The sequence below is a fragment of the Nonomuraea sp. NPDC047529 genome, from assembly GCF_040642995.1.
Lineage (GTDB): Bacteria > Actinomycetota > Actinomycetes > Streptosporangiales > Streptosporangiaceae > Nonomuraea.
Genome location: NZ_JBEYTJ010000093.1, coordinates 1 through 3,684, shown reverse-complemented (window position 1 = coordinate 3,684; position 3,684 = coordinate 1). Strand labels below are relative to the sequence as shown.

Genomic DNA, 3,684 nt, shown 5'->3' with positions numbered 1-3,684 from the left:
CCTCCGTCCGCCTGCTGGGCGGCCGGCTCGGGGGGGGGGGGGCGCGGCGGGCGGCGGCCCTCTTGCACGCCCCGGGGGGCCGCCCGCGGGGGGCCCGCCCCGGGCGGGGGGCGCCGCCCCCGGGCCTGGGTGAAGCGGGTCCTCCAGGTCTGCACGTCCATCTGCCCGAGGTCCAGGTTCCCCTCTCGGGCCGCTTCGTGGCAGGCCGCGACGTAGGAGACCACCCAGCCCCACGGGGGCGGAAGCCGTCGTTTGCCGCTAAGGATCTCCTGGGTGGTGCTGGGGGCCAGTTCCCGCCTCTTGGTGACGTTGGGCAGCGGGTTGCGAGACAGCTTGCGCAGGTGGGACAGGGTCGGATGGCCGGCCTGTTCTCTCAGCTCGTTGAGCTGATCGATAAAAGCGCGATGTGCGGCGCTTTGCTCTTGGGTCATCGCTGTTGGCCAGATTCGTGGTCACGGAATGGGGGGTAGTCACGCCGTGATGGGTGGTGCTCAACGAATCGTGACGGCAGTCATGTTGCCACCGATACGGGGCAAGCCGCGCGCCGATCACTCATTCGAGTTTGTTCGAGGCGGCCTGCCTTCTTGCAGGCCAGCCCACACGGCAGGTTCAGGCGGGTTCAGGTGAACCTCGGCGAGTATCGAAGGAAGCCGAACGAAGCCGAACGCGTCCGGCTGCTGGGCCGAGGCCGTTCGGGGGCGTTCCGGTTCATGCCGTGCAGGGCGTGCCGCATCGACATCGTTCGACCCTGTCTGAGCCGCTGGCGATGGCACCCCAGGGGTGGGCATCGTGATCGCGCCTTGACTCTCTGAATCTGAAGGGCACTCGATGCCGTGCTTCACCGCTCCTGACGCCCCGTCCTGCTCGTCCGCAGCCCGTCCGGCTGACACAGGTGCCAGCCGGGCTGCTCGGACGGGCGCCTGCGGGCGGCCCAGCGGCTGCCGGCGTCCCAAGTGCCCCTGCACTTTGGAGGAGATGGCGTCCCTGCTGGTGACGATCTGGGCCGTGCACAGCGGCCGGGTTCCACTCACGCCCCCCTTCGATCGGTTCACCGCAGAGGAGTTGATCACGTTCTGGGCCGACGACCTGACAGCCGCCGGCCCTTCCCCCCGATGTGAAGGATGAGATGGATGTTCTCTTCTGCCGCGCTTCTCACGCTGCTGTCCACCGTGGTGATGGCTGCCATCACCTGCGCGCTCGTCCTGGCCGCCGACGCTGCCTGGCCTGCCGCGCTTCTGAGCGCGGGCACAGCCGGCGCGGCGACCTTCAGGACGGTGCCCCGGCTACTCGGCAAGGACCGCCGTGAAGACGAATAGACCCTTTACTGCCTGACATCCTCACTGTGGCCTTCAAGAGCGCCCTGCATTGGCCGCGCCCGGATCAGTGATCACGTTGTTCGGCCCTGCGGGTCGCAAGTTCGTCGTTGGCCGAGGCCTCCATGTTGGTCAAGCGTGCGTGGACTTCGGCGAACTGCTCGTCCAAGCGCGTACGCAGCTGCTCCAGCGCCGTGGTGGGGGCCGGGGCCGGCTGGATGTTCACGGTGGGCCGGCGGTGAAGGCCCCGCAGGGCGAACACCGACAGCACGCCCCAGTACAGGACGGCGATCCCGGCCGCCAGCATGCGCCCGTGGGCGGGGCTGGCGCTGTGGACCATCGCCACGGTGGCGGCGCCGTACAGGAGCCAGGCCAGGCGGGCGCTCCAGGAGGAACCTGTCAGCCAGCACAGCAGCCACAGGATCGGTCCGGTCAGTCCCCAGGCCGACCAGATGGCCTCTGCTCCCACGGGCAGGCCGGCGGCGTGGGCGGTGATGTAGGCGTGCACCGGCGTGGTGACGACCTCGGTCAGCTTCCAGTCGGCCACCCGTTCCAGTGCCCACGCACCACCGGTGATCACGCCGTTGGTCAGGGCTTGGATGATGGCCATCAGCACGGTGACGGCCAGCCAGAAGAACGTGAGCACCAGGAGGGCCACGCCCGCCGTGCAGACGGCCAGGACCGCGTACTTGGCGATCTCAGCCTCGCGTGGGTCTTCGGTGAACCGCTCTTGCGCCCACTCCTGAAGGCGTTGGTAGCGGTCAGCGATCCAGTTGGCCACGTCGACCATGCGGGGTCTCCTTCACCGAGGTGGAGGTGCGGGGGGTATCGCCCGATGGTCTCTCGTACGTGAGCGCTCCGCCACGTGAACGTACAGAACTCCCCACGCAGCGTGACCGGTTTCGCCCTTATGTCCAGGGCAGAGCTACTGACCGAGGTGTTGTGATCCAGTGGGCGACGGATTGTCTGACGCGGAGCCCTGCGTTTCGGACGGCCACAGTCGCGCGGTGCCGTCGTCACCGGCGGTGGCCAGCAGGAGCCCGTCAGGATGGAAGGCCACCGCGAGGACACGTCCCTGATGGCCGATGAGGGGGCCGCCGATCGGCTGGCCGGCGGCGGCGTTCCACAGTCGCACGGTGCCGTCTTCGCCGGTGGTGGCGAGCAGGTGGCCGTCGGGGTGGAAGGCGACCCCGTTGACGGGATGGTAGGTGGTAAGGGGCTCGCCGGTTTGCTCACCGGTGTCGGGGTTCCACAGTCGCACGGTGCCATCGGCGCCGGCGGTGGCGAGCAGATGGCCATCGGGGTGGAAGGCGATCGCGTAGACGGCTAGCCAGTGGCTGGTGAGGGGCTCGCCGGTTTGCTCACCGGTGTCGGGGTTCCACAGTCGCACGGTGCCATCGGAGCCGATGGTGGCGAGCAGATGGCCATCGGGGTGGAAGGCGACACCGCGGACGCGTCCGGTATGGCCGGTGAAGGGCTGCGACACCTGCCGGCCGGTGGCTGGGTTCCACAGTCGCACGGTGCTGTCGGCGCCAGTGGTGGCCAGCAGGTGACCGTCGGGGTGGAAGGCCACCGCATAGACACGTCCGGTGTGGCCGGTGAGGGGCTCGCCGACCTGCCGGCCGATAGAGGTGGCCCACAGCCGGACAGTGCTGTCGTCGCCAGTGGTGGCCAGCAGGTGGCCGCCGGGATGGAAGGCGACCGCGCGGACGTGCCCTTGGTGGCCGGTGAGGGGATCGCCGATCGGCCGACAGGTGGAGGGGTCCCACAGCCGGGCGGTGCCGTCGTCGCCGGTGGTGGCGAGCAGGTGGCCGCCGGGATGGAAGGCGAGCGCGCGTACGGATGGCGGGTGCTGCAGGAGAGCCGGTGCCCGCTGGATGCCTTGCGGGTTTGCCGCCGGCTGGTTCCGTGCGCGGGATTTCTCCAGGTGGTCCTGCAGGCGGCCGATGCGCTCGTACAGGAACTCCCGGCTGGGCCACAATCCGGCTGCCAGCGCCCACAGCCGGACGGTGCCGTCGTCGCCGGCGGTGGCGAGCAGGTGGCCGTCGGGGTGGAAGGCGAGCGCGCCGACGCCTGCCGCGTGACCGGCGAGGAGGTCGCCGACCGGTTGGCCGGTGCCGGGATCCCACAGCCGAGCGGTACCGTCTTCGCCGGCGGTGGCCAGCAGATGGCCGCCAGGGTGGAAGGCCACCGCAAAGACCCGTCCCTGATGGCCGGTGAGGGGGGCGCCGACCGGTTGGCCGGTGCCGGGATCCCACAGCCGGACGGTGCCATTGGAGCCGGCGGTGGCCAGCAGGTGGCCGTCGGGGTGGAAGGCGAGCGCGCCGACGCCTGCCGCGTGACCGGCGAGGAGGTCGCCGACCGGTTGGCC

General features: G+C 70.2%; 3 protein-coding genes. 1 reads left to right on the top strand and 2 read right to left on the bottom strand.

Annotated features, from left to right (window positions below; all coding sequences use genetic code 11):
* Window positions 1-1,130 precede the first annotated feature (1,130 nt).
* Window positions 1,131-1,316, top strand: coding sequence for a hypothetical protein (locus tag ABZ815_RS52525; protein ID WP_357711051.1), 186 nt, complete (start codon window positions 1,131-1,133; stop codon window positions 1,314-1,316).
* Between the two features lie 64 nt (window positions 1,317-1,380).
* Here the strand turns inward: ABZ815_RS52525 and ABZ815_RS52520 are convergent, their stop codons facing one another.
* Entirely contained in the window at window positions 1,381-2,103 is a 723-nt protein-coding gene (locus ABZ815_RS52520; protein ID WP_357711048.1) for a hypothetical protein, read from the bottom strand.
* Window positions 2,104-2,238: 135 nt separating this feature from the next.
* Window positions 2,239-3,684, bottom strand: a 1,446-nt coding sequence (locus ABZ815_RS52515) for a WD40 repeat domain-containing protein (protein WP_357711046.1), incomplete at its 5' end; no start/stop codon positions are given.